Origin of the sequence: Paenibacillus donghaensis, from assembly GCF_002192415.1 — a bacterium.
GTDB classification, from domain to species: Bacteria; Bacillota; Bacilli; order Paenibacillales; family Paenibacillaceae; genus Paenibacillus_AQ; species Paenibacillus_AQ donghaensis.
This window is the reverse complement of the sequence record NZ_CP021780.1, coordinates 2,367,373-2,389,535: the sequence shown is the minus strand read 5'-3', so window position 1 is coordinate 2,389,535 and position 22,163 is coordinate 2,367,373. Positions and strand designations below refer to the sequence as shown.

Here is a 22,163-nt window from a genome sequence, read left to right as displayed (position 1 = left end):
CTAAACATTACATTTCCGGAGGGTTAGACAATGGCAAGCATCCTGGTAGTTGAAGACGAAAAATCAATCAGCGATTTAATTACGATGAACCTGAAGCTGGTGGGCCATCAATTCTATAAAGCCTACAATGGTGTAGAGGCTCTGAACATCCTGGAGAAGGAACAGGTCGATCTGGTTCTGCTGGATGTGATGCTGCCTGAAATGAACGGGTTTGAGCTGATGAAGGAGATTCAGCCTAGGAATATGGCCGTCATCTTTATTACTGCCAAAGATTCATTAGCCGACCGGATTACCGGTTTTGAGCTGGGAGCAGATGACTATATCATCAAGCCGTTTGAGATCCTGGAGCTGCTGGCGAGAATTAATGTGGCACTCCGCCACCAAGACCAGCCAAGCTCCGTCTTCGCGCTGGATCAGGTTGAGGTCCGGCTGCAGGAACGTAAGGTATGGAAGGACGGGCACCCGGTGGAGCTGACGGCAAGGGAATTCGAGCTGCTGGAGGTGCTGATTCAGAACCGGAATATCGCCTTGTCCAGAGAGAAGTTGCTGGAGCTGGCCTGGGGGTTTGATTACGAAGGCGAGACCCGGACGGTGGATGTTCACATCCGCCAGCTGCGCAGGAAGCTGGGCTGGGAGGAACGGATCAAGACGATCTTTAAGCTGGGCTACCGTCTCGAAGTGGAGGGCTGAAGTTATGAAATTCTGGCACAAAACCCTTCTGCTCGTGCTGGTTCTGTTCATTACCGCGCTGGATGTGAGTGTCCTGATTATGATGAACCGCAGTCTGCAGCTGAGCCTGCAGCGGGAAACAGAGCGAGCGGCCAGCGATCAGACGCTGATTGCCAACAATATCTATGAGAACCTGAATTCGATTGAATCCCGTGGAACCCGGGTTACCGAGCAGATGCTGCTGGAGGTTGCCTCCTCCTATGCCGATTATTACAAGCAGCAAGATATTGGCATTCAGCTGTGGGATGGAGACCGGCTGCTGTACCCGGCGGAAACAGAGGTGCAGCGGAAACCCCAACTGCTCTATGAACAGCTGGAGATCGACGGGGTGCGTTATATCCGCAGCTCGAACCTCCTCCCCGCTCCCTACAATAATCTTCTGCTTGTATACCAGCGGAATATCGAGGAGCTATATGACCAGCAGAATGAGCTGAACCGCCTGTTTGTAATTATTAATTTCACAGTGGGTCCCCTACTCGTTCTTGCTCTGTTCCTAATGATCAGACAACTGACCCGGCCGCTGCGCCAGCTGACGGCCACCACCAGGGATATCGCAGGCGGGAATTATGCCGAAAGAGTCCACATCCGCAGCAATGACGAGTTCGGTGAGCTGGCCCGCAGCTTCAACCAGATGACAGAAGCGGTAGAGCAGCATGTGACAGAGCTGTCGGAGATGGCAGTAGAGAAGCAGCGGATCGTCGACAATCTGGCCCATGAGCTGCGGACCCCCTTAACAGGCATGCTGGGTTTCGCCGAATACCTGAATGCGGCAAATATCGGGGAAGAAGACCGCAGAACGGCCAGCCAGTATATTCTGAGTGAGACAGTTAGGCTTAAGAATCTGGCCTTTAAGCTGCTTGAGCTGTCGGCGGTCCGCCATCAGGTGCTGAAGCCAGGCAGCGTTAACATCCAGGCTTTGTTCCAGGCTGTCCGGCAGACCGAAAGCGCACAGCTGAAGAACGCCGATCTTACGCTTGTCCAGGAGCTGTCCATTGAGCGCATATGGGGAGATCCCGACCTGCTGGCCTCCTGGCTGATCAACTGCATAGACAATGCGGTTCATGCTTCTCCGGCTGGAGCAGAAATCCGGCTGCTGGCCTATGAGGAGGATGACGCCGCGGTACTGGAAGTACGGGACTGTGGAACAGGCATGACGCCAGAGCAGGTGGAACGGGCGTTCGAACCCTTCTACCGCGCCGATCAGGCCCGTTCCCGGGAGCATGGCGGAGCCGGACTCGGGTTGTCGTTATGCCGCCAGATCGCCGATGCGCATGGAGCAAGACTTGTGCTCGAATCCGTGAAGCATCAGGGAACGCGCATCCGTATCTTTTTACAACTCCATAACAACTAAGCTCTAACTCTATAACATCTTTAGCTTACATTAGGTGCAGGCCAAGCCTAATCAAGAAGATGGAGGTAACATCAAACTATGAAATCTAAGAGAATCACCGCAGCCATTACCGTATTTGCCATTTCAGGGGGATTGCTGACCCTCAGTGCATTAAGCGTGCCGGGACTGGTGAAACAGCAAGCTGTCGCAGCCGAGCGCATCCCCGCAGTGCAGGAGCAATCCATAACGAAGGTGAAGCTGGACAGCGGCAACATCCCTGTGCTCAAGGTAGAAGCCGCAACTCCGGTCTCTACCGTGGAAGAATACTTGAAAGAGCAGATGACGCCGGCAGAGATCAAGAAAATAACGGATTACTTCAACATTAGAAACAGCGGTCTGGATATGAGCCGTGATATGTCAGAAGCCGAAGTGAAACGCCGCGACATTCTGGATGAGAACTATCAATATGACGGGCTTCGTCCTGCCAGTTCTATACCGTTGCAGAAGGGCAACAACGAGTTCTATATCGATATGCAGCAAGGCTCCTTTATGTTGCCTGCCAGAGCGCTGACAGACGAAGAATTACTGCAATTTGTCGATTGGAACTGGCGGGAAAATTTTGCTCTGTCACAGCAGTGGAAGCCGCAGCAGCCCGACACAAAGGACATCAGCAAGACCGCTGCCCTCTCCGCAGCCAAGGCAAGTGTAGCCAGAATTTTTGATGCAGATGTGTCCAAGCTAGAGACCAAAGCAAGCTTCAACCGCTTTGGACCCGCGCAGAAAGGCAACTGGTGGATTTCTTACCGGCCCTACAAAATGAAGACCTTGCTTGCCAACGGTGTCTCTTTTCTAAGTTATAATGTCATTGTTGATTCACTAACAGGCACTGTGGTGGACACAACGGTTGTTAACTACGATGCTGTGAGAACACCAATATCGGCAGCCGCCAGCAAGAAGATCTCTAAGGACAAGAGCTGGATTGAAGCCGCACGCAGGATTGTAACGGAGAAGCAGGGGGAGACCCGCAAGATTAGCAGTGCCTCCCTGGTCAAGAGTGCGGAGGATGAGAAACGGGGAATGGTGAATGTGAAGATCACGCTGGAGGACGGCAGCACGTATACTGCTGAGATGAGGTATCCGGACCAAACCCTGCGCTGTCTGATCTACAAGGAAGCTGCTCCTGCTAAATAAGCTGCGGGCAATCTTACCCCCGGGCCCTAAACGGCCCGGTTTTTTAGTATACTTATACACAAACACATGTTTCGCATTTTTAGGACAGGAAGGTTGAGCCCATGGTTTTCGAACAGATCCCATTCTACATCTATGGAATAATCTTCGCTATTCTGTTGCTGGTTGTTCTGCTTCGCATGCGCATAAGCCGCCGGCGCAGACGGCTTAGTGATGCCAACCCGCGCAAGATCAGTATCCGTGATATCGACCAGATGACGGACGGCAGCGAATTCGAGCAATATTTGTTCCGCTTCGTTTCAGGCCTGGGGTACAAGGAAGTACATAAAACAACCAGCAGCCGGGATTTCGGTGCAGATCTGGTCTTCACCGACAGCCAGGGCAAACGCACCGTAGTGCAGGCTAAACGCTACAGTCAGAGCCATCCGGTCGGACTTAGCGCAGTTCAGGAGGTCTATAGCTCCATGAGGTATTATGAGGCTGAACGGGCAGTTGTCCTCACCTCGGGACGTTACACGGAAGCCTGCCGGATTCTCGCCGGGGTGAACGGCGTGCTGCTGCTTGACCGCAATGATCTAATCGAACTGATCGAATGCTACAAAAGCAAGCAATGGGAAGACGCAGCCGCCATACTGGAGGATGAACCCGAAGCGCGCACAGAACGCTGGAGCGGTAAACACCGCTGATAATTATAGAGGCCGTTTGCCGCATTTGCATGCCGACATTAGAGGTTTCCTTACCACTCTGATGCCGGCTGTTTCCGCGCTGTCACTCTTAGAGGCAAATACAGATGTTCCAGATAGCAGATCTTGCTGCTCAAGGGATATTGACTGATTTGTCCCAAGCAGTTATTATGTATCTAAAAGATATATTATATATATCTTTTAGATACATAATAAGGAGGTGTACTTCCTATGGCAAAAACCAGCAATACCCTATTTGCCGTCCTTGGTGTTCTGACCAAAGGCCCCTGCTCAGGATACGATATCCGCAAGCATTTCTCCGAATCGCTGCGGCATTTCTGGAGCGAAAGCTACGGTCAGATCTATCCGGCACTTAAGGAAATCGTAGCCCAGGGATATGCGGCTGAGGTCAGTTACCCCAACCATTCACGGAAACAGAAGAAATATGAGATCACGAACGCAGGCCTGGAGCATTTCAGCACTTGGCTGGCCAGCCCTGTGAACCCGCTGAATTACCGGGATGAGCTGCTGCTGCGCGTGTTCTTCGCCCGCCCCAAGGATGCCCCTGCGCTGGCAGCCTTGTTCGAACGGGAACAGACGGACCTTACACAGAGCATCGCCGCTTACAAACAACAGGAAGCAGAACTGCTGCTGCATAAACACCAGGAGCAATATCCGTTCTGGAGCCTGACGCTGCGTTATGGATTACTCTCTTCAGAAACAAGACTTCAGTGGTGCCGGGAAGCGCTCCTGCTGTTAGCCAGGATACCGGATGAGGACAGAAAGGGTGAAACGAAATGAACCAACCACAGCTGCACAATATTAACGGAATCAACTTCAACCTTGATATGCAAGGTGAAGGCGAACCGCTGCTGCTGCTTCATGGAGGCTATTCGAACTTGGAGGTATGGAACAGACATGCTGCGCCATTAGCCGAGGACTTCCGAATGATCCGTTATGACCAGCGGGGATACGGGCGCACCGAACCGCCCGCTGCTCCCTTCTCTTATTATGAAGATATTCGCGCGGTGCTGGATCATCTGGGCATCGCCCGGACGCATATTGCCGCCTCCTCCTTCGGGGGCAGCGCGGCCATTGATTTTGCACTCGCCTACCCTGAACGGGTGAACAAGCTGATCCTTGTAGCTCCTTCTCTCAATGGACGCAAATATCCGCTGCGCCTCAGCTGGGAAGGAGTCAAGGACTTCCTCCGGGTGCAGCGAAGCGGTATAGAGAAGGCGGCGGACCATTTCATGAACAACCGCTTCTGGCGTTATCTTGTTCCACAGGAAGCACAGACCAGGGCGGAATTCAAGCAGCTCTATCTGGGAAATCCGGGCTTCTATCAGAGCAAACCTTCGCTGCAGCGTCCGCTGATGCCCCTGGCCAGCGGACGGCTTGGCGAGCTCCGTATGCCGGTGTTGATCCTGGAGGCCGGACGCGATCTCCCCTTCAATAGACAGACCTGCCGTCTGCTGGAGCAGCAGCTTCCGGCTGCCAGGCTGATTACACTGGAGGATTGCGGGCATTACCCCCACCTGGAGCAGCCGCAGCAATTTATCGCAGAGGTCAAGAGGTTCCTGCAGGTTAAGTAGTAAGCGCCTAGCCGATCACTCTTCTTATGCAGCAGCTGCGGACCCTATAGCCTCTATTTGCAGATTTCGGGTCTTTTCGGGTAAGTTACGGACTGTATGGCCGCTATCGCACTGAATGAGGCTAGAAAACGAAGAGTTTGAAGTATATAAGGGCATCTGAGTCCGCAAGCAGTGCAAATCAGCCATAAATCGGAAAATAAGGTCTTTACGGTCCGCAACTGTTAACCCAATCCGCAATCTGACATAAATAAAGCAGCGACTCTCACTCCATTAACCAGAGAATCGCTGCTTTGTTTTTATACCTTGAATCTCTCAATCAACCCGCTAAAGGCGCCCCGAGCTTTCCTGCGTGCGGTATGGCCTACATTTCCATCCAAGTAAGGGTTAATTCAATTACCTTGTGCTCAGAGGATGCCATTACACCACCAATCAGGGACCAGCTCTGTTTGTTCTGCTCATCCACTCCCTGGATAATCAGGTTCTTGTCATCGATCGTCTGGCCTGCATCACTTAAGTTTTTTGCTTTGAAGTAATCCTTGTACAGCTTGGTGACTGCAGCCATGTCTTGTTCGGTTGTATAAATCAACATGGCGTATTTCTTGTCCTCGGACAATCCTGAGTTCGATGTCTCAATCTTGCTGTCTTCAGGCAGCGGGAAGTCCTCCGGCAAATATTCGGGGCGTTCGGCGGTGCCGCTTGATCCCGGTTCAGCCGAGTTCTCGGCTGCAGTTGACGCTTCCGGTGCTGCCGTAACCTGCGGCGCTGCGGTAGCACCGCCTTCCACCACCGGAGAAGTGGTAGCTTCCGGCGAAGCAGCAGGGGCAGCTGTAACAGCCCCGGCAGCAGGCGGCTCGGTAGCAGCTGTATTGGTTGATGCATTGTTATTATTGCTGCAGGCGCTAAGCGCAAACGTCAAGACTACGGCTGAGATCACCAGGTAACATTTGTTGTGTTTCATCATGTCCACTCCCATTCGTTAATAACTTATGTTGGATTTCAGCAAACCTAACATGAGTTACCCGATTCCAGGGAATTCCAAACAGAATTATTTCTGGTTCAAGTCCACCCGGATCTGTTGCTTCGGCTCTGATCTGATCAGCTCCAGCAGCAGCGCATCCACTGTATCCAATGAATTCCCTTCGAACATGTTTTCGTAGCCTTCATCCGTTCCATTACCTCGATAGGGAACCAGCTCAGTCTTTACGCCGCCCCTAATGTAGGACAGGTTGAAGAGTAAGTCAGATATGATGTTTTGCTTACGTTCCCAATCCGCGTTTACTTCATCAGAGAATTTGAATCTGGTTAAAGTCTGTACTGGTGAGCGCTCAATTTCAGTCAAGGTAACTTTTTCCCCATCTATTACAAATGATTGATTGACAGGCACAATTTCAGTTGGTGTTGCCCAGAATTTTGGGTCGATGGCGAAACTGAGCTTCATCTTCTGTGTGTAGTGCATGTCTTTCATAATCGTACCGGTCTTCGGACCAGCCAGCTTGCCTGGGTCTACGTAGGCGATTTGAAATTCCGCTTCCACTTGATCTAGCGCAGGCTCTGCACGGTTTAGCGGTAAAGTGGTCCGTCCGATGTACAGTTGCTTGTTTTCTTTGACATGCAAACTGCTCGTACTTCTATTTCCATCACCGATATCCCCCCGGTAGACAAGTCCTTTAGCAGGGAGCTGGATACATTATAGATTTCATAGTCAGTAGTCGTGGAAGCCGTATATAACATCGTAAGCACATTCTCGTCGGCGAACACGGCGTTTACATTAATTGTGAACCCTTTGCTTTCGGCTGATTGATCGATTGACTGAATGTAATCATGCTTAAGCACATACGGTAGAACGGCAGAATCATAGAAAAGATTATCTTTAAAAAGCTCCAGCGTGCCCCATTCTACCTTCTCCTCTACGGCAGCAACGGGCGGCTGAAACCATTCAGCCGGGTTAAACAGCAGCAGACCTGCCGCAAGCACAGCCGCGGCAATCAGTCCGCCCGCGCTGCCGGCGAGCAGCCGCCTTCTGCTTTTCTTTTGACCCCGTACAATTCCTGCTCTGATTGCTCTGCTCTGTGCTGCGGCATCGGCAGGCTGCATCTCTAGCGGCCACTGCGCGGCTTCCTCCCACATCTTCACTTCTTCGCGGCTACTCATGATTCCACTCCTCCCGATTCTTCATAATTCCCCTTAACTGATTAAGCCCTTTGTGCTGCCAGGTCTTCACGGTACCCTCAGGTTTCTTCAGTACAGCGGCAATATCGGACAACGTCAGATCATGATAATATTTCAGCAGCAGAACATGACGGTATTTCGGCTTTACCTGGTCAAGCGCCCAGAGCATCTCCATTCTGGAGGAGTCAGGCTTCATGACCAGCCCCTCCAGGTTCTCTGATACGAGCGGAAGCACCCGTTTCCTTCGTCTCTGTTCATCAATGCACACATAGATCAGGATGCGGATCAGCCACGATTTAAAAGCTTTGGGCTCTTTCAATGTTCTCCTCTTGGTCCAAGCTCTGCAAGTCATTTCCTGCATTGCTTCCAGTGCGTCATTGCGGCTGCGCAGATAGCTGTAAGCAATACTATAGAGCTGCTCTCGGTAGAGCATGATCGAATCATAGAATTCTGTCTCGTCGCGGGTATTCACCAGGATCACCCTTTTCATCTGAGTCTCGGACAATGCCATAACCCCTCTCCTCTCCACATTCTATAGATTAAGACGGACAGCCGCCAGAAACAGTTTTTTTCACAAAATATCAGAAAGTATAAGCTTAACCTGATGGTATATCCTTCTATATCTCGCAGAAACGGATACCTGAAAGCGATACGTAGTATCGCTGCTTCGGAGGTATATGATATGGTCCGGTATTCTCTGGACGGCAGGGTATCCGAGCATTTCACAACCATTGCCGGACTCAGCGAATCCTGCAATTCCAAAGGACAAAGCTGCACACTTCATAGGTAATAGATGGATTTGATATAGCGTGCTCCTAAATATTCTAATATTTGAAAAAGCAGCTTGCACCTGAGCTGCATGCCAAAAACCGGCAAGCCTATTTATGGCTTGCCGGTTTCTGGTTCTGCGGCGTTCTGATAGATGCTACAGCAGGGCTTCCGATATCTGGTCCACGATCAGACTCATCGCAACCGGCCCGTAATATGCAATCCACAGTGTTGTGTTTACAGTATGCACCTGCTCTGACTTCACAGCCTCTAGGTTCTGCCAGATGGAGGTTTCCTGAAACTCCCCGGTCAGCTTCATTGTTTTGTCATCAGTAAGCACAAACAGATGGTCAACATTTAACTCCGGCAATATTTCAAGTGACAAAGTCTGGCTTGTTTCGGTGTCGTCCACCGCCATCGGCGGCGGATTCAGACCCAGATCCTGATAGAGGATAGCCGCTGTACGGTGGGCTGTTGTATGCAGCCGGACCTGGCCGTCACGGGGACGGATCATAGCTACCGTGCTGTTGCCCAGCTTCTCTTTCAAAGCCAGGCTTAGGGTGTTCACCTTATCGGTATATTCATCCAGAACCTGCTTCGCTTCCTGCTGCTTGCCCATAATTTGTCCGAAGCTCTGCAGCGTAATCCGCCAATCCTCATTACGTTCAAACATCAGAGTAGGGGCGATTTTCTGCAGTTCTTCATAGATTTCTTCCGAGAATTCAGTGCAGATAATGAGATCGGGACTAAGGCCAACAATGGCTTCAAGGTTAGGCTCTTCCTTGGTGCCCAGCACCGTTACGCCCTGCAATTGATCAGCCAGGAAATCCGGGAACTCCGCAGTATCGCTGGTGACAATCACACTGCCGGTCGGCTGCCCGCCCAGCGTCACCATCTGATCAATAAACTGCGTATCCAGCACTACAATCTTGGCCGGGGTCTGCTTCAGCAGCAGTTCGCTTTTCATATGCTTGATCGTTTGCGGGCTGCTCTTAGCAGCTTCAGCTGTATTGGCCGGCGAAGCCGTTTGTACCACGACGGTATTCCTATTCTCCGAACTGCCATTGCCGGAAGGCCCGCTGCCCGCCGGTGTGCCGGAGCATGCGGCCAGAATAAGAGTAAGACTGAGCAACAGGCTGACAGCCCAGCCTGCTCTTGAATTTCTGAACATAGATGTGGTCCCTCCATTATATCTTTGTAGATGATAATCATTCTCATCATCACTTACACCAATATAACGGGCCCCTCCCTTCGCAGCAATGGCATATGACGACAGCCCGGCTGGATTCTGACGACCGTGTACAATATCCGCCCCTGCAGCTTGCAGCCTGTAGGTGGTGGGCGGAATGCCCACTATTCTTTTGAACATCCGGCTGAAATGATAGCTGTCTGTGTATCCTACAGCCTCCGAAACCGCTTTGATCGGGGCAGCTGTATGAAGCAGCAGTTCCCTCGCTTTATCCATTCTAAGCTGGAGCAGGTAGTCAATGGGGCCGGACCTCAGCTTGGATTTGAACTGTCTTTGCAGCTGTCTGGGGCTGCACAGGAGCCTGTCCGCTATGGCTTCCAGCGTAATCGGTTCCGCATAATGCTCCTCCATATACCGTATTGCTTGAACGGATAGATCAGGAAGTCCAGTGGCCACCTGCTGGGCAGCAAGCTGCTCCAGCAGTTCGCACAGAAATTGATAGAACATGGTTTTGGTACGCAGCTTGTCTATCGCGCCGGGCTTGCTCCATTCCCGCTGCATCTGATCAAGCTTGGGGTAGAGCAAGGCAGGATGCTGAGGCGTAAATCCGTATTGAACTTGGAATGGCTTGCTGCGTTCCAGCATCACCAGCAGCTCTTGACGGCAAGGCTTTGTCAGCACCGCCCGGTAGAAGATCAGATAATATTCAAAGGATTCTGTAATTTCAGAGATTTCCAGATAGGCTCCTTTGCCCGCATGGCAGAGATAACCTTGTACGGCGGAATACTCCACGCCATCCAATCGGATTCTGGCCTTGCCCCGCAGTCCGTACAAGAAAACACTGGATGGGAGCTGGTAGGCAAGCAGACCCTGCCCCGGCGGAATAATCCTATGGCGGATATCAAGCACCTTCAGTGTTGCCTGGTTCCACAATTGGATGTGCTCCTGCAAGTTCATCGCCATACTTCACTCCTACTATAATCTTTGGCTGTTTGTCTACCCAGCACATTACTCTTATTCTATTGATAATCGTTATCAATTGCAACCGATAGTCAATCTAGCCGTTCTTGTTTATTCGAACAGAGTCAGCTTATCTTCAGCAGGCGTCCGCGGTCTGGAAGCGGGAATAACTTCCGGGAAGCCGATGTGCAGCACTCCAACAACCTTCTCCCCCGGACCCACGCCCGCTATATCACGGAAAGATGGAGCATTCTGATAAGCATTGGTCTTCCAGACCACACCAAGTCCCTGCTCCCAGGCAGCCAGCTGGAAGCATTGAATCCAGCTGCAGACTGCCCCGAAGTCCTCCATCCACTGCTTGGGACGCGGATCTTCCTTCATGACTACCAGCAGATGTACGGGGATGGTCATGTAGTCTTTCATACGTTGTTCTTTATATTTCAGTCTGTCCTCTGCTGATAATGCCCCAAGCACCGCCTCCGTAAAAACTTGTCGTGCATCACCCGAGAATTGAATATAACGCCAAGGTTCCCGCAGACCGTGATTCGGTGCCCAATTAGCTGTATTCAGCAAGGACAGCAGCAGCTCCTGCGGTACCGCATCGTCCTTAAATTGTCTGACCGTCCTCCGTTCCCGGATCAGCTGTGCCATCGGCTGAAGCTCCATATTCATCAGTAACCGCCTCCTGTAATGTTATTGGAATACCTGTACAATAGTATATCGGGGAGAGTGAATATTACAATCCTCTGAAGCCAGCACACTCGTAATCTTCCGGCCTGCTATGGTATACTGTCCCCTATTACAGCGCCGAAAGGAACCGGACCTTCATGATATTATTCATTCACCGCAAAGATCTGCGGACCCGTATGCGCGGATACTGAAATCACGCACCACGTAGTTTAGATTGCGAATATGTACCTAATTCAGCCGGGTAGCCAACCAGCATAGGAGTAGACGCGATTGTGGTTGCTACTTACCTTCCCGCGAAGAATTAGAATGCTACTCTGGATCACTCGGAGCAAATAGATGCGAAAGTGGTTACTGCTTAGGTCCCAGCGAGGATACATGGTGCCATGGAGCTTTCAGAAGAATTATTCGGAAGTGGTTACTACTTAGGCCCAACGAAGAATGATAGGGAAAATCTACCGCTAATTACGTGCTATCCGCTTCATAATGCCCTCGAAAGACAATTTAGTGGTAACTTTTCCCTATATGTCATGAAAACCAAACACTATATAAGATGAACTTAAGAATGGAGTAGTGGAGTTGCCAGAAAGCCTGATGCATAGCACTTCCTGGAAACTCCGTATGTCACATTCTTAAGTTCACGTTCTATAGCTGGGAGTTAACGGTAGATTTTCCCCATAGCCACCTACGTGTTTGGACTTAGAACGCTCAAATCTATATGGGTAAAACCAAGGTCCTAAGTGGTAACCGAAAGTGCAACTAATTTCAGCCAAATCACCCGTCAGCGGGCCATTAAGTGCGTTTCTGCAACTAAATCTCGAGTAAATCTGACCTCTAACGCTCAGAACGCCAAATTAGATGCCTTTTTGGTTACTACTTAGAGCCCCCTTGTGTTCCATGTGTTACTCGTCCGAGCCTGTCATACCACACCGCGCGACAAGGAGGCTAAGCATAAAAGGCTGTCGCCGGTAACCAGCGATTAACTTTCAGACTATTAACGGACTCAGGAGCCCCTATTTGCTGTAAAAAGGCTGTTTTGCAGCTCTAACGGACTCAGGAGCCCCTATTCAAGCCGAAACCCACTAGGTAAGGCCTGTTTTTCCGATATAGAGGCTATGCGGTCCGTTACATTCCAAACCAGCGCAGAAATGAGGAAATAGAGGCTATACGGTCCGTTAGGACGTAGGTTACCTGTAGTTCGGGTAGGAGAGGGTTTGGATTACGGTAGTGCGATCCCCTAACCTTCGCAAGTAAACCTTCTATATCTTCGCAGGGTCCTAAGTAGTAACCAAAAGTGCATCTATTTGCTCCAAAACGTAAAAAATCCGCGAATTAGATGCACTTTCGCAATTAAATTCAGCCATTCCTTGTGCCACGTCGAATTCATCGGAGATAGACTCACTCCTACCACACCAAAAAGCGTAATTCCTCCAAGGAATTACGCTTTTTGGTGAAACAAGCAAACTTTACAGCACCCAGTTGCCCTGCCGGAAGACCGGCTCGATCGTTCCGTCCGCCAGCTCACCATCAATATCCAGCTCACCGGAGCCGATCATGAAATCGACATGCGTCAGGCTGACATTCGCGCCTTTCGCCAGCAGCTCTTCGCTGCTCATCTGTGTACCGCCTTCAATATTCACCGGATAGGCGCTGCCCAGAGCGAAGTGGCAAGACGCATTCTCGTCGATTCCTGTGTTATAGAACACACGGCCTAGACGGGAGATTGGTGAATCATGCGGCACGAGCGCCATTTCGCCCAGATAAGAAGCCCCCTCATCCGTTTCCAGCAGGGAGGTCAGATGCTCACGCCCGGAGACGGCATCATAATCGGTTACCTTGCCGTCCTTGAACGTAATTGTAATGCCGTCCACCAGCCTGCCGTTCAAGTTCAGCGGCAGCGTGCTGCGCACGGTACCGTTGACGCCCAAGCGGTGCGGCATAGTGTAGATTTCCTCAGTAGGCATATTGGCTACAAAATACACCCCGCTGGCATTCTCGCCACCGCCGCCGCGCCACAGATGGCCTTCCGGCATCTCCACACGCAGATCCGTACCGGGCGCGCGGTAATGCAGACTCTTGTAGCGCTTGGCATTCATACGGTCCTGGCTCAGCTTCAGCTGGCCGATATGCTCGCGCCAGGCTGCAACCGGATCATCGCTACCGACGCGGTTCATCTGGAATACCGCCTCCCACATCGCATCCACACGCTCCTCCTCTGGAAGGTCGGCGAATACTTTATTGGCCCAGGCACGAGTTGGCGCCTTGACGAGCGACCAGCTGATTTGGTTATTACGGGTGTAATGCTGGTATTTCTTGCGGGCAACGGCAGCGGCTTTCACTGCAGTGGACACCTTGTTACCGTCAATGCCCTGAAACAGCTCAGGATCCGGTACCTTAATATGTAGAACGGCCCCATTGACCGCTGCGAATTGCTCCAGCATATCGGCATGCCACTGCGGATAGAATCCAAACGAATCTTCCGGCGCTTTCTCATAACGGATTCGGGTCACGGCTTCATCATCCCAGTCAACCATTACGTATTTGGCTCCAGCTTCATAGGCTTTGCCCACAATCAGGCGGGTCAGCTCCGCAGTCTCCAAGGGGGCATGTACCATCAGCACCTGTCCTGGCTGTACATTGACGCCAACCTTCACCACCAGATCCGCATATTTCTCCAGCATTAGTTCGAAATCGTTCATCAGTAGTTTTCCTCCGTCTCTATCTTTGCTTCTATAACATCACCTCTTATTTTAACGCAAAAATCAAAATGCTGCACCGATGTTCGGCAAACCGCTCATTTCGCCTCCACCAGCCTGCCTTGGTAAACGCCCATCTGATCCATACTGATCTCGATGTACGCAGAGCCTACGGCTTGACCATCGTCATTAGCGGTGAGGGTTAGTCTAGCGGTTTCCCCGTAGCTGCCGTCCTGTCCGCTTAGAGGCGACCAATAGATCGGCTCCCCCGGCTTAATGGTCAACTCCTGCCCTTGATTGTATACCTTGTAATCCGGCGGATTCCACAGCAGCAGGCCCCCTGTTGAAGCCTGAATCTTAATCTCTTCTGCTCCTTCAGCTGAAATGATGAGCGCATGTCCCGGGGCTCGGCTGTTCGTCACCCGATAATCCCCGAAGGGAAATTCCACATTGGGCTCCACCTGAGGGTGCTGTCCATCCGCTGCAAATACCTTCACACTAAACCTTTCACTCCATAACATCCGGGTTCCGGTTTGTTCAGGTTCTGTGGTATGGTTAAATATAGTAAGGAGACTCGCCGCAAACAGAACAAGGGTCAGTCCGACCACCGTTAGCGCGGTTCTGAAGAGTCTACGTCGCTGGCTTTCTGAGCGCCGTGACTTGCGGTTGCCTTGAAGCACATCTGCAATGATCCTCTGCTCCAGCTCTGCAGAAGCTTTGATTTCGCTCATGCCTTGTACATATCTATGCATTACCGGTCCCTCCCATCGCGGTTCTGAGCAGCTCTCTGGCTCTTCTCAGCTGTGTGCGGACTGTGGCTTCTTTCAGCTGAAGCAGCGCCGCAACCTCAGCTGTGCTGTAATGCTCGAAATAATAGAGATGGATCACCAGCCTGTATTTAGCCGGCAGCTCCAGTACATAAGCAACCACCTCCCGGCCTTGGCTGTCCCGGATAGGCAGATCGACCTCCCGGGTGAGTATATTCTTCCGCTTCCAGGGACTGCGCAACATATCCTTGCAGCGGTTGATTGTCACGCGGATGATCCAGGACCACTCATGCTCATGATCCGTAAACGTCCGGGGCTGCTTGAACAAGCGGATAAAAACATCCTGGCATACATCCTGTGCATCGGCCCTGTTGCGGAGATAGGCGAATGCCAGCCGCAGCACCATATCAGAGTAGTCTCGGACCCGCTGCGTGATATATTGTTCCGAATAAGACATCTGCTCCTTCAAGTGTCTTCGACTCCCTTCAACTGAAACACGCTACAGCCGGGCTAAATGTTTCACAGTGCTAGGATAAATTATGGTGTTAAGCCTATACATTCTTATATTTACAAAAAAACGGCCTCCCCTAAAGGATACCGTTTTCAGCTGACTGCCACTATGCTATTTTTTGTCCACCTGCAGCAGAGTTACCGTCTTCAGTGAATAGGTGTGCCTGATCTGTTCTTCAGAGATTACGTTCAGCTTGGTGAGACTGGCCACCTTGGAAGGGTCGGTTCTGGACAGCAGCCGCCAGACTTCCGGGTCTGTGAGCGTGTCATACAGCTTGCTGTCATCATATTCCTTGCGGTTCTGGGCGATCAGCTTGACTTTATAACTGCCGATCACGGTTTCCGTCTGTCCTTGTTCACTGCAGTAGGCCATAATCTCCCGGCGAAGCTCGGCCACTTCCTGCTCCAGCTCTTTTTGCTTCTGCTTCAGGCGGTAATAGTGCTGCACTTTTTTCTCCATTCTTGTCACGCTCCTTTATGGACTATATGTATGCCGGGAGCGGGCAATAAATAAGTTGAGTTCTACGGGTCAAAAAACTATAATAAGCCGGGAACACCTGTGTCACCGATTCAGGTCTTCCTATCAAAATTAACGATTATGGCAGGTGTCCCATGTTCGAAACGTATCTTTTTCCCATTTCCTATGCCTTCTTAACCTTTCCGGTAGCAGCACTGCTGTTCACCCTGCCGTTTCTGGTGGTCCAGTACCGCCGTCATGGCTACATCAACAAGATCAGAGCACTGATCCTGTATCTGCTGCTGCTGTACCTGATGAACGCATTCTATCTGGTGCTGCTTCCGCTGCCCCCAACGCGGCATAATGCCGCCCCTACCGGTCCGATTATGCAGTATATTCCGCTGCAGTTCATTCAGGATATTTTCAAGGGGGTAGATCTTGACAATGCCCGCCTGGGCAGTTATTTATCGCTGCTGCGTCAGCCTTCACTATTGCTGGCACTCTTTAATGTCGCGTTAACCGTACCGTTCGGGATGTTCCTGCGTTATTACTTCCGGACCCGGTGGGTCATTTGTGTTCTATTGTCGTTCTTATTGTCGTTGTCCTTCGAGATTACTCAGGTGACCGGCATCTTTGGCTTCTATGATCATCCTTACCGGCTGTTTGATGTCGACGATCTGATTACCAATACACTCGGCGGACTGCTCGGATACCGGATAGCCATCTGGATCTCCGGACTGCTGCCGCGCATTGAGAAGCTGGATACGAATGAGGATCTGGCTGCCAAAAGAGTCACCTATACCCGCCGTTTACTGGCTTTTATGATCGACGGTCCCTTATGGTCTTTCTCAACAGGCATCTTATATGTGCTGAACGTTCCGGGTGCCTTCTGGCTCACAACGGGGATCTACTTCATGCTGATTCCTCTGCTGACCAAGGGCCGGACTCTGGGCAAATGGATTGTGCGCATTCATGTCCAGGGCAGCAGTGAGCGTTACCCACTATGGGGGCTAATCATCCGCTATGGATTGCTCTATTGGGTGCTGCTTGGCCTGCATGTGCTGCTGCTGGAGCCTTTTTTCCGCCCGATGCTTGGGACCGGTTGGGGAATGCTGCTGCAGATTGTGCTGATGGTCATGGATATGGCCTTCCTGATCCATCTGGTAGCCGCAGTATTCAAGAAAGAGCTGCTGTTCTACGAGCGGCTGAGCCGGACCGCACACAACATCTCCTGGCCGGATAAGCTTGCTGCGCATGAAGCTGAACCGCTTCCGGCCCCGCCTGCTCAAGACGAAGCCATTACACCGCAATAACACGTAAATACGCACGAACAGGCTGTGCAATCCTCTGGGGACTGCACAGCCTTTTCTTAAAATATAAGAATGTATAACACCATCAATTATCCTTCTATTTCTCGCAGGAACAGCCTATAGATCCGCCAGTTCCAGCACTACCGGGCAATGGTCGCTGCCCATCACATCACATTCAATATAAGCGCCCTTCAGTTGATCCGCAAGTCTGGCCGAGGCCAGAAAATAATCGATCCGCCAGCCAACATTCCGTTCCCGCACCTTGGGCATATAGGACCACCAGGAGTAGGCGCCGGTCTTATCCGGGTAGAAATGACGGAACGTATCGATGAAGCCGGCCGCCAGCAGCGAGCTCATCTTGGCTCTTTCCTCAAGGGTGAAGCCGGAATTGCCGATATTGGGCTTGGCATTCTTCAGATCAATCTCCTCATGCGCCACATTCAGATCCCCGCAGATCAGGACCGGTTTCTGTGCATCCAGCTTCTGAACATAGCTGCGGAAACGGTCCTCCCATTCCATCCGGTAATCCAGCCGGGACAAATCGCGTTTCGCATTGGGCGTGTATACGTTCACCAGATAGAAGTTTTCAAATTCCAGCGTGATCATCCGGCCTTCCGCCTCCGAATCTTCCTCTAACCCGTACCAGACCGAAAGCGGCGGAATCCGGGTGAACACAGCCGTGCCGGAATACCCCTTTTTCACTGCATAGTTCCAATACTGGCGGTACTCCTCCCCATGCTCAAGCGTGATCTGTCCTTCTTGCAGTTTCGTTTCCTGCACACAGAAGATATCCGCATCGCTTGCGGCAAAATATTCATTAAACCCTTTATTCACACAGGCCCGCAGGCCGTTTACATTCCATGATATCAGCTTCATTTATGATCAGGTTCTCCTTGCTGTTGAATTTATACCAGTGTAACATAGTTTGCCGCTCAAAAAATGTAATATATATTTGACATTAGGTATAGTATATATTACATTGGTCATGAGGTGATTTATGAGTAAGAACCTGAAACTGAAAGCCGCCCGAGCGGCCAAAGACCTGTCGCAGAAGCAGCTAGCCGAAGCGGTGGGTGTGACCCGGCAGACGATTATCGCTATCGAGAATGGGGATTACAATCCCACCATAAGGCTCTGCATCGACATTTGTCTGACACTCGGATTGACGCTGGACCAACTTTTTTGGGAGGGTGAGAAGAATGAACAAGTCCCATCTGGATGAACGGCAGCTGCAAAAAAGAAACAAGGTAGGGAATCAAACCTTGCTGCTGGTAGCTTGTCTGTTGCTCGCTGATCTGGGCCTGCAAGATTCGGGAATACAGTGGCTCGACTACCCGCTGAACAATTACTTTATCTTCATGGTAAGCATCGGCTCCTATGTGGTTCGGATCATCTGGATCGGCTCTTTCACCGGTCCCGGCAATAGCAGGAATGCCCTGTTCGGCAAAAAAACACTGGGAGCGGCGGTTGCAATCCTCGTCGCCATCAGCACAGTTGCGTTGTTCCTGGGCAACTCTTCCGGCACCACCGCAGAGAGAATGACAGACATGTGGACGCTGGCCGGAATCTCCGTCCTTGTGGCGGTGGTTATACTGACGGTTGTTGTAATCACGCGCATTCGAAACAACCGGGATTAATCTCGCTGACAGCATAAACAAGGGCGTTACCCTATGGCTTGCCCGGTTTTCTATGAGAATGTGCTAACCTCCACGGGTCATTCGCTAGTGCTGTAATAGAGTTGCCGCATAGTATATCCTATCAAACGAAAAGGAGGTTCTAACTATGGCAATCCTGTTACCGGAACAATTCTTTAATCTGGCTCCGTCAGTTGGCAAATCCTATTATGAGAATCTGGCAGGTGGCATCAACGCCGCAGTGACTGTTAATAACAATTCGGCATTCCCAGTAAATCTGGTACTTTACCGTGTCAACGCTCCAGTGGTCACTTATACGATTCCCGCATTAAACAGCTTGACTATTGCCGTTAATCTGCTGCTAGTAGCTGCTCTGCTCAGTACTGCTGCCGGCGCAGTATTCGGCACGATTGAAGTCGCTACTTCCGATTTCTAATTTCTAAGTACCTACTTTCTAAGTTACAACCGTATCCGCCTCTGATTCCCCCATGATTCTCCCTCCTCACCCTCTCAGGCTGCGTTGTCGGCTTGGGAGGGTTTTGACATTTTCAGAAAAAAACCGGCCCATCGCCACAAATCACGATGAACCGGCTTCATTATCTGCACCATCTTAACGGTCTTTTCTGTCCTATGCGTACACTTTGTCAAAAACGTCTTCAACCTGCGGCAGGATGGTATCCCAGCTGGCATCAGCAGTTTTGCTGATGGTTACGAAATCACGAATGCCGAAGATATTGTCAACGCCTTCAATAGCCAACAGGGCAATGGCCAATGGATGCTCGGTAGCGTCGCCTTGCTTCAGCGATGTGCTCGAAGGGCCTTCGAACAAGGTCTGGTTGGTGTTGATTTTGATCGAATTCGGGTTCGGCGTAGTTTGGACATCAATTTGAATGGACATATTATCACTCCTTTACGAGCTATTGTACCACGCTTGTCTTGTTAAAGTCACAGCTTGGCAGGTCCACAAGTAGAAACGGCTTCGCCGTCTTCTGAAAAGCGTATGCTTCCTTAGCAGCGATACTAAATATCGCTTTCAGGCATCCGTTTCTGCGAGAAATAGAAGGATAAAGAATCAGATGAAACTTGTACTTTCTTCTATTTCAACAAAACGCCAGGCTGCAAGACAGCCTGGCGCTTCTGTAATTATCGTGTCCGGATGAACACAAATTAATACTCGTTATTCTCCACCAATACAGGCTCCGGATAAGCGTTCGGCAGCACGCGGCGTCTCTTCTTAACTACATCCGGCGGCTCTACTGCAGGTGCCATAGGGTGCATCAGCCAGGATTTCACCAGATGTGTATCCGATACCTTGTAGGTAGGAGGTTCTTTTTCCATATCGATCTGCATCGCATAGGTGCTGCGGAGCGCAAAAGCATCGCCCTTAGGCGGCTTGATCAGATCGGGAGGTGTACCCGGAATGGCCGTAAGCTGGGAGCCTTTGCTCTCCAGACTTGGCATCGAAGCCAGCAGTCCCCAGGTGTACGGATGTCTTGGATCATAGAAAATTTCGGCAGCTGTGCCCATTTCCACAATCTGTCCGGCATACATTACAGCTACACGGTCAGCCATGCGGGCTACAACGCCAAGATCATGGGTAATGAAAATAATTGCGGTGTCAATTTTCTTCTGCAGATCCTTCATCAGATCAAGAATCTGAGCCTGGATCGTTACGTCAAGCGCAGTGGTAGGCTCGTCCGCAATCAGCAGCTTCGGGTTGGCCGCAAGCGCCATGGCGATAACCACACGTTGACGCATCCCGCCGCTGAACTCATGCGGATACTGCTGGAAACGGCGTTCAGGGGAAGGAATTCCCACCAGATTGAGCAGCTCAATCCCGCGTTTGTAGGCATCCGCCTTGGAAATATCCTCATGCTTGAACAATACTTCGGTAATCTGTTTGCCGACCTTCATCATCGGATTCAGCGAGGTCATCGGGTCCTGGAAGATCATACCGATCTCCTTGCCGCGAATCTTCTGCATTTGCTTTTCGGTTTTGGCGATCAGCTCCTGCCCGTCAAACATAATCTTGCCGCGTTTGTAATGGCCCATCGGTTGGGGAACCAGCTTCATTACCGCCTGCGAAGTTACACTTTTGCCGGAACCGGATTCTCCTACGATCGCAAGGGTCTCACCCTTGTCCACATGAAAGCTTACACCACGGATCGCTTGTACTTCACCACCACGTGTTCTGAACGAAATTGCCAAATCTTTGACCTCTAAAAGGCGCTCCATCCTGTCACCCTCTCCATTTCTGGATAATTATGATAATAATTCTCATTTAATGATGATTAGCAATAAGTAATATTGTATCTAGTTTTGTAGGTTTAAGTCAAGATTTTTCTGAAATATGAGAAAATGCTTACATTGGCTGTTATCAGTTCTTCGCTTGCTTCCAGAGTCAAGCTGCGATTCCCTGTTTAAGCTTCATTTATGAACCGTTCCCAGCTGTCCTGCAGATTATCCTGAGTCCAGTTCCGGTGGTCCTGATCCTCATACTGGCGGGAATAGCATTCGATGCAGAGGATGAGATCCAGGTAGAAATCGTATAAGCGAATCCGTCGCTGTTCGTTCGGGCTAGTAAATTCGCTGCCATACCCCTTGTGGAATGCTGCTGAGTTCTCAAAATGACGGAAATAATATTCCAGCAGCACATCACCCCACAGCGCCCGTTCCCAGTCAATAATGGACGATATCGCACCCTCCTTGACGAACAAGTTGCCGTTCCATAAATCCCAGTGCACCAGGCGAGGAACCGTCACCTCATCGAGTGCAGGCAAATATTTGTCAATCTCAAGCTTGATCTCCTCAACCGGAGCAGGCAGCCAGGCGTTCAGTCGCTGACCATCTTCCAGAATATCAAGGATCATTCCCTTAAATGTAGTTCTCCAGTCTTGCTCATTCCGCTTACCGGTATTGTCAAAATAGCCAAACCGATCCCCGCGCAGCTCATTAATCTCGCGGTTGTAGATTCCCAGCTGGGTCTCGATACTGGCACGCGTTTCCGCAGACAGCTCTTCTTTGACTTCATTATATGGCTGCCCATCAATCTTCTCCATGAAGAAAAAAGGCGACGGGTACAGCTGCAGGCTGTCATCATAAGCGTAAACCTCCGGCACGGGTACCTTGCCGGCTGCATGCACCAGACGCAGGGCTGCGACCTCAGCCTGCATAATATTGTGTTCATAGGTCAACAATTCAACCCCCGAAGGCGGGGCTATCTTCAGAATAACGGCTCGACCGTCACTTAGCTCCAATTCATAAGCTGCATTGAACATGCCTCCGGTCAGCTCCCGGCTGTTGATGATCCCGATCTCCGGCCCCAATGCAGCGGCAGTCAGGATGACCAGCTGTTGTTCTGTCAATTTGGATTTCGTGAAGCTCTCCACAACAAATTCCTCCCAGTAATGTAGGTACGCCACAGCCACGACATACATTTGCAAGCCTTATGTCAGCACAAGGAAGCCGCCGTCAAGCTTAAGGGCGACTTC

The 22,163-nt window shown here is 50.9% G+C and carries 24 protein-coding genes; 10 read left to right on the top strand and 14 right to left on the bottom strand.

The genetic code is table 11. From position 1 onward, the window contains the following. Positions 1-30 precede the first annotated feature (30 nt). The 6 genes from B9T62_RS10340 (at position 31) to B9T62_RS10315 (ending at position 5,525) form a co-directional block, all read left to right on the top strand. Positions 31-690, top strand: a complete 660-nt coding sequence (locus B9T62_RS10340) for a response regulator transcription factor (RefSeq protein ID WP_087915184.1) — start codon at positions 31-33, stop codon at positions 688-690. 4 nt (positions 691-694) lie between these two features. Then, complete coding sequence (locus tag B9T62_RS10335; protein WP_087915183.1) at positions 695-2,080, top strand: sensor histidine kinase; 1,386 nt, start codon at positions 695-697, stop codon at positions 2,078-2,080. A 78-nt stretch (positions 2,081-2,158) separates the two neighbouring features. Continuing rightward, on the top strand, positions 2,159-3,250 hold the full coding sequence (locus B9T62_RS10330) for a hypothetical protein (protein WP_087915182.1): 1,092 nt from the start codon (positions 2,159-2,161) through the stop codon (positions 3,248-3,250). 101 nt (positions 3,251-3,351) lie between these two features. After that, positions 3,352-3,933 (top strand): restriction endonuclease, encoded by a 582-nt coding sequence (locus tag B9T62_RS10325; RefSeq protein ID WP_087915181.1) that lies wholly within the window; start codon positions 3,352-3,354, stop codon positions 3,931-3,933. Positions 3,934-4,161: 228 nt separating this feature from the next. After that, positions 4,162-4,731: a PadR family transcriptional regulator gene (locus tag B9T62_RS10320; protein ID WP_087915180.1), complete on the top strand. Its 570-nt coding sequence runs from the start codon at positions 4,162-4,164 to the stop codon at positions 4,729-4,731. Further along, entirely contained in the window at positions 4,728-5,525 is a 798-nt protein-coding gene (locus B9T62_RS10315; protein WP_087915179.1) for an alpha/beta fold hydrolase, read from the top strand. The genes B9T62_RS10320 and B9T62_RS10315 overlap by 4 nt, the downstream gene beginning before the upstream one ends. A 361-nt stretch (positions 5,526-5,886) precedes the next feature. Here the strand turns inward: B9T62_RS10315 and B9T62_RS10310 are convergent, their stop codons facing one another. The 10 genes from B9T62_RS10310 to B9T62_RS10265 all read right to left on the bottom strand — a co-directional run bounded on the left by B9T62_RS10310 (position 5,887) and on the right by B9T62_RS10265 (position 15,731). Further along, positions 5,887-6,486 (bottom strand): hypothetical protein, encoded by a 600-nt coding sequence (locus B9T62_RS10310; RefSeq protein ID WP_157685550.1) that lies wholly within the window; start codon positions 6,484-6,486, stop codon positions 5,887-5,889. Positions 6,487-6,570: 84 nt separating this feature from the next. Beyond that, positions 6,571-7,140, bottom strand: a complete 570-nt coding sequence (locus B9T62_RS10305) for a hypothetical protein (protein ID WP_157685549.1) — start codon at positions 7,138-7,140, stop codon at positions 6,571-6,573. Next, positions 7,086-7,676: a DUF4179 domain-containing protein gene (locus tag B9T62_RS10300; protein ID WP_087915176.1), complete on the bottom strand. Its 591-nt coding sequence runs from the start codon at positions 7,674-7,676 to the stop codon at positions 7,086-7,088. The genes B9T62_RS10305 and B9T62_RS10300 overlap by 55 nt, the downstream gene beginning before the upstream one ends. Then, on the bottom strand, positions 7,669-8,205 hold the full coding sequence (locus B9T62_RS10295; protein ID WP_087915175.1) for a sigma-70 family RNA polymerase sigma factor: 537 nt from the start codon (positions 8,203-8,205) through the stop codon (positions 7,669-7,671). Before B9T62_RS10295 ends, B9T62_RS10300 begins: the two co-directional genes overlap by 8 nt. Before the next feature lie 414 nt (positions 8,206-8,619). Then, on the bottom strand, positions 8,620-10,614 hold the full coding sequence (locus tag B9T62_RS10290; protein WP_245864412.1) for an AraC family transcriptional regulator: 1,995 nt from the start codon (positions 10,612-10,614) through the stop codon (positions 8,620-8,622). A 108-nt stretch (positions 10,615-10,722) separates the two neighbouring features. Further along, positions 10,723-11,283, bottom strand: a complete 561-nt coding sequence (locus B9T62_RS10285; RefSeq protein WP_245864411.1) for a nitroreductase family protein — start codon at positions 11,281-11,283, stop codon at positions 10,723-10,725. Between the two features lie 1,481 nt (positions 11,284-12,764). Beyond that, positions 12,765-13,997: an aminopeptidase gene (locus B9T62_RS10280; RefSeq protein WP_087915174.1), complete on the bottom strand. Its 1,233-nt coding sequence runs from the start codon at positions 13,995-13,997 to the stop codon at positions 12,765-12,767. A gap of 95 nt (positions 13,998-14,092) precedes the next feature. Continuing rightward, positions 14,093-14,746 carry a hypothetical protein gene (locus tag B9T62_RS10275; protein ID WP_087915173.1) on the bottom strand — a complete coding sequence of 218 codons (654 nt, stop codon included), beginning with the start codon at positions 14,744-14,746 and terminating at the stop codon, positions 14,093-14,095. Next, positions 14,739-15,230 carry a sigma-70 family RNA polymerase sigma factor gene (locus tag B9T62_RS10270; protein ID WP_211296437.1) on the bottom strand — a complete coding sequence of 164 codons (492 nt, stop codon included), beginning with the start codon at positions 15,228-15,230 and terminating at the stop codon, positions 14,739-14,741. The genes B9T62_RS10275 and B9T62_RS10270 overlap by 8 nt, the downstream gene beginning before the upstream one ends. A gap of 153 nt (positions 15,231-15,383) precedes the next feature. Continuing rightward, entirely contained in the window at positions 15,384-15,731 is a 348-nt protein-coding gene (locus B9T62_RS10265; protein WP_087915172.1) for a hypothetical protein, read from the bottom strand. 152 nt (positions 15,732-15,883) lie between these two features. Here B9T62_RS10265 and B9T62_RS10260 point away from each other — a divergent pair, with 152 nt between their 5' ends. Beyond that, on the top strand, positions 15,884-17,041 hold the full coding sequence (locus B9T62_RS10260; RefSeq protein ID WP_087915171.1) for a VanZ family protein: 1,158 nt from the start codon (positions 15,884-15,886) through the stop codon (positions 17,039-17,041). A gap of 114 nt (positions 17,042-17,155) precedes the next feature. Here B9T62_RS10260 and B9T62_RS10255 read toward each other — a convergent pair whose 3' ends face one another. Continuing rightward, positions 17,156-17,914: an exodeoxyribonuclease III gene (locus tag B9T62_RS10255; RefSeq protein WP_087915170.1), complete on the bottom strand. Its 759-nt coding sequence runs from the start codon at positions 17,912-17,914 to the stop codon at positions 17,156-17,158. Between the two features lie 121 nt (positions 17,915-18,035). Between B9T62_RS10255 and B9T62_RS10250 the strand changes: the two genes are divergently transcribed. The 3 genes from B9T62_RS10250 to B9T62_RS10240 all read left to right on the top strand — a co-directional run bounded on the left by B9T62_RS10250 (position 18,036) and on the right by B9T62_RS10240 (position 19,108). Next, the gene (locus B9T62_RS10250) at positions 18,036-18,260 is read left to right on the top strand and encodes a helix-turn-helix transcriptional regulator (RefSeq protein WP_087915169.1); all 225 of its coding nucleotides are present in this window, start codon (positions 18,036-18,038) and stop codon (positions 18,258-18,260) included. Beyond that, on the top strand, positions 18,238-18,675 hold the full coding sequence (locus tag B9T62_RS10245) for a DUF6773 family protein (RefSeq protein ID WP_087915168.1): 438 nt from the start codon (positions 18,238-18,240) through the stop codon (positions 18,673-18,675). Before B9T62_RS10250 ends, B9T62_RS10245 begins: the two co-directional genes overlap by 23 nt. A gap of 145 nt (positions 18,676-18,820) precedes the next feature. Further along, the gene (locus B9T62_RS10240; RefSeq protein WP_087915167.1) at positions 18,821-19,108 is read left to right on the top strand and encodes a hypothetical protein; all 288 of its coding nucleotides are present in this window, start codon (positions 18,821-18,823) and stop codon (positions 19,106-19,108) included. 192 nt (positions 19,109-19,300) lie between these two features. On the opposite strand, the gene B9T62_RS10235 is transcribed toward B9T62_RS10240, so the two are convergent. The 3 genes from B9T62_RS10235 to B9T62_RS10225 form a co-directional block, all read right to left on the bottom strand. Continuing rightward, a complete protein-coding gene (locus tag B9T62_RS10235) occupies positions 19,301-19,570 on the bottom strand; it encodes a NifU N-terminal domain-containing protein (protein ID WP_087915166.1) in 270 nt (89 codons plus the stop codon). Positions 19,571-19,839: 269 nt separating this feature from the next. Beyond that, entirely contained in the window at positions 19,840-20,907 is a 1,068-nt protein-coding gene (locus B9T62_RS10230) for an ABC transporter ATP-binding protein (RefSeq protein WP_087915165.1), read from the bottom strand. Between the two features lie 185 nt (positions 20,908-21,092). Next, positions 21,093-22,061 carry a phosphotransferase family protein gene (locus B9T62_RS10225; RefSeq protein ID WP_087915164.1) on the bottom strand — a complete coding sequence of 323 codons (969 nt, stop codon included), beginning with the start codon at positions 22,059-22,061 and terminating at the stop codon, positions 21,093-21,095. Positions 22,062-22,163: the final 102 nt, after the last annotated feature.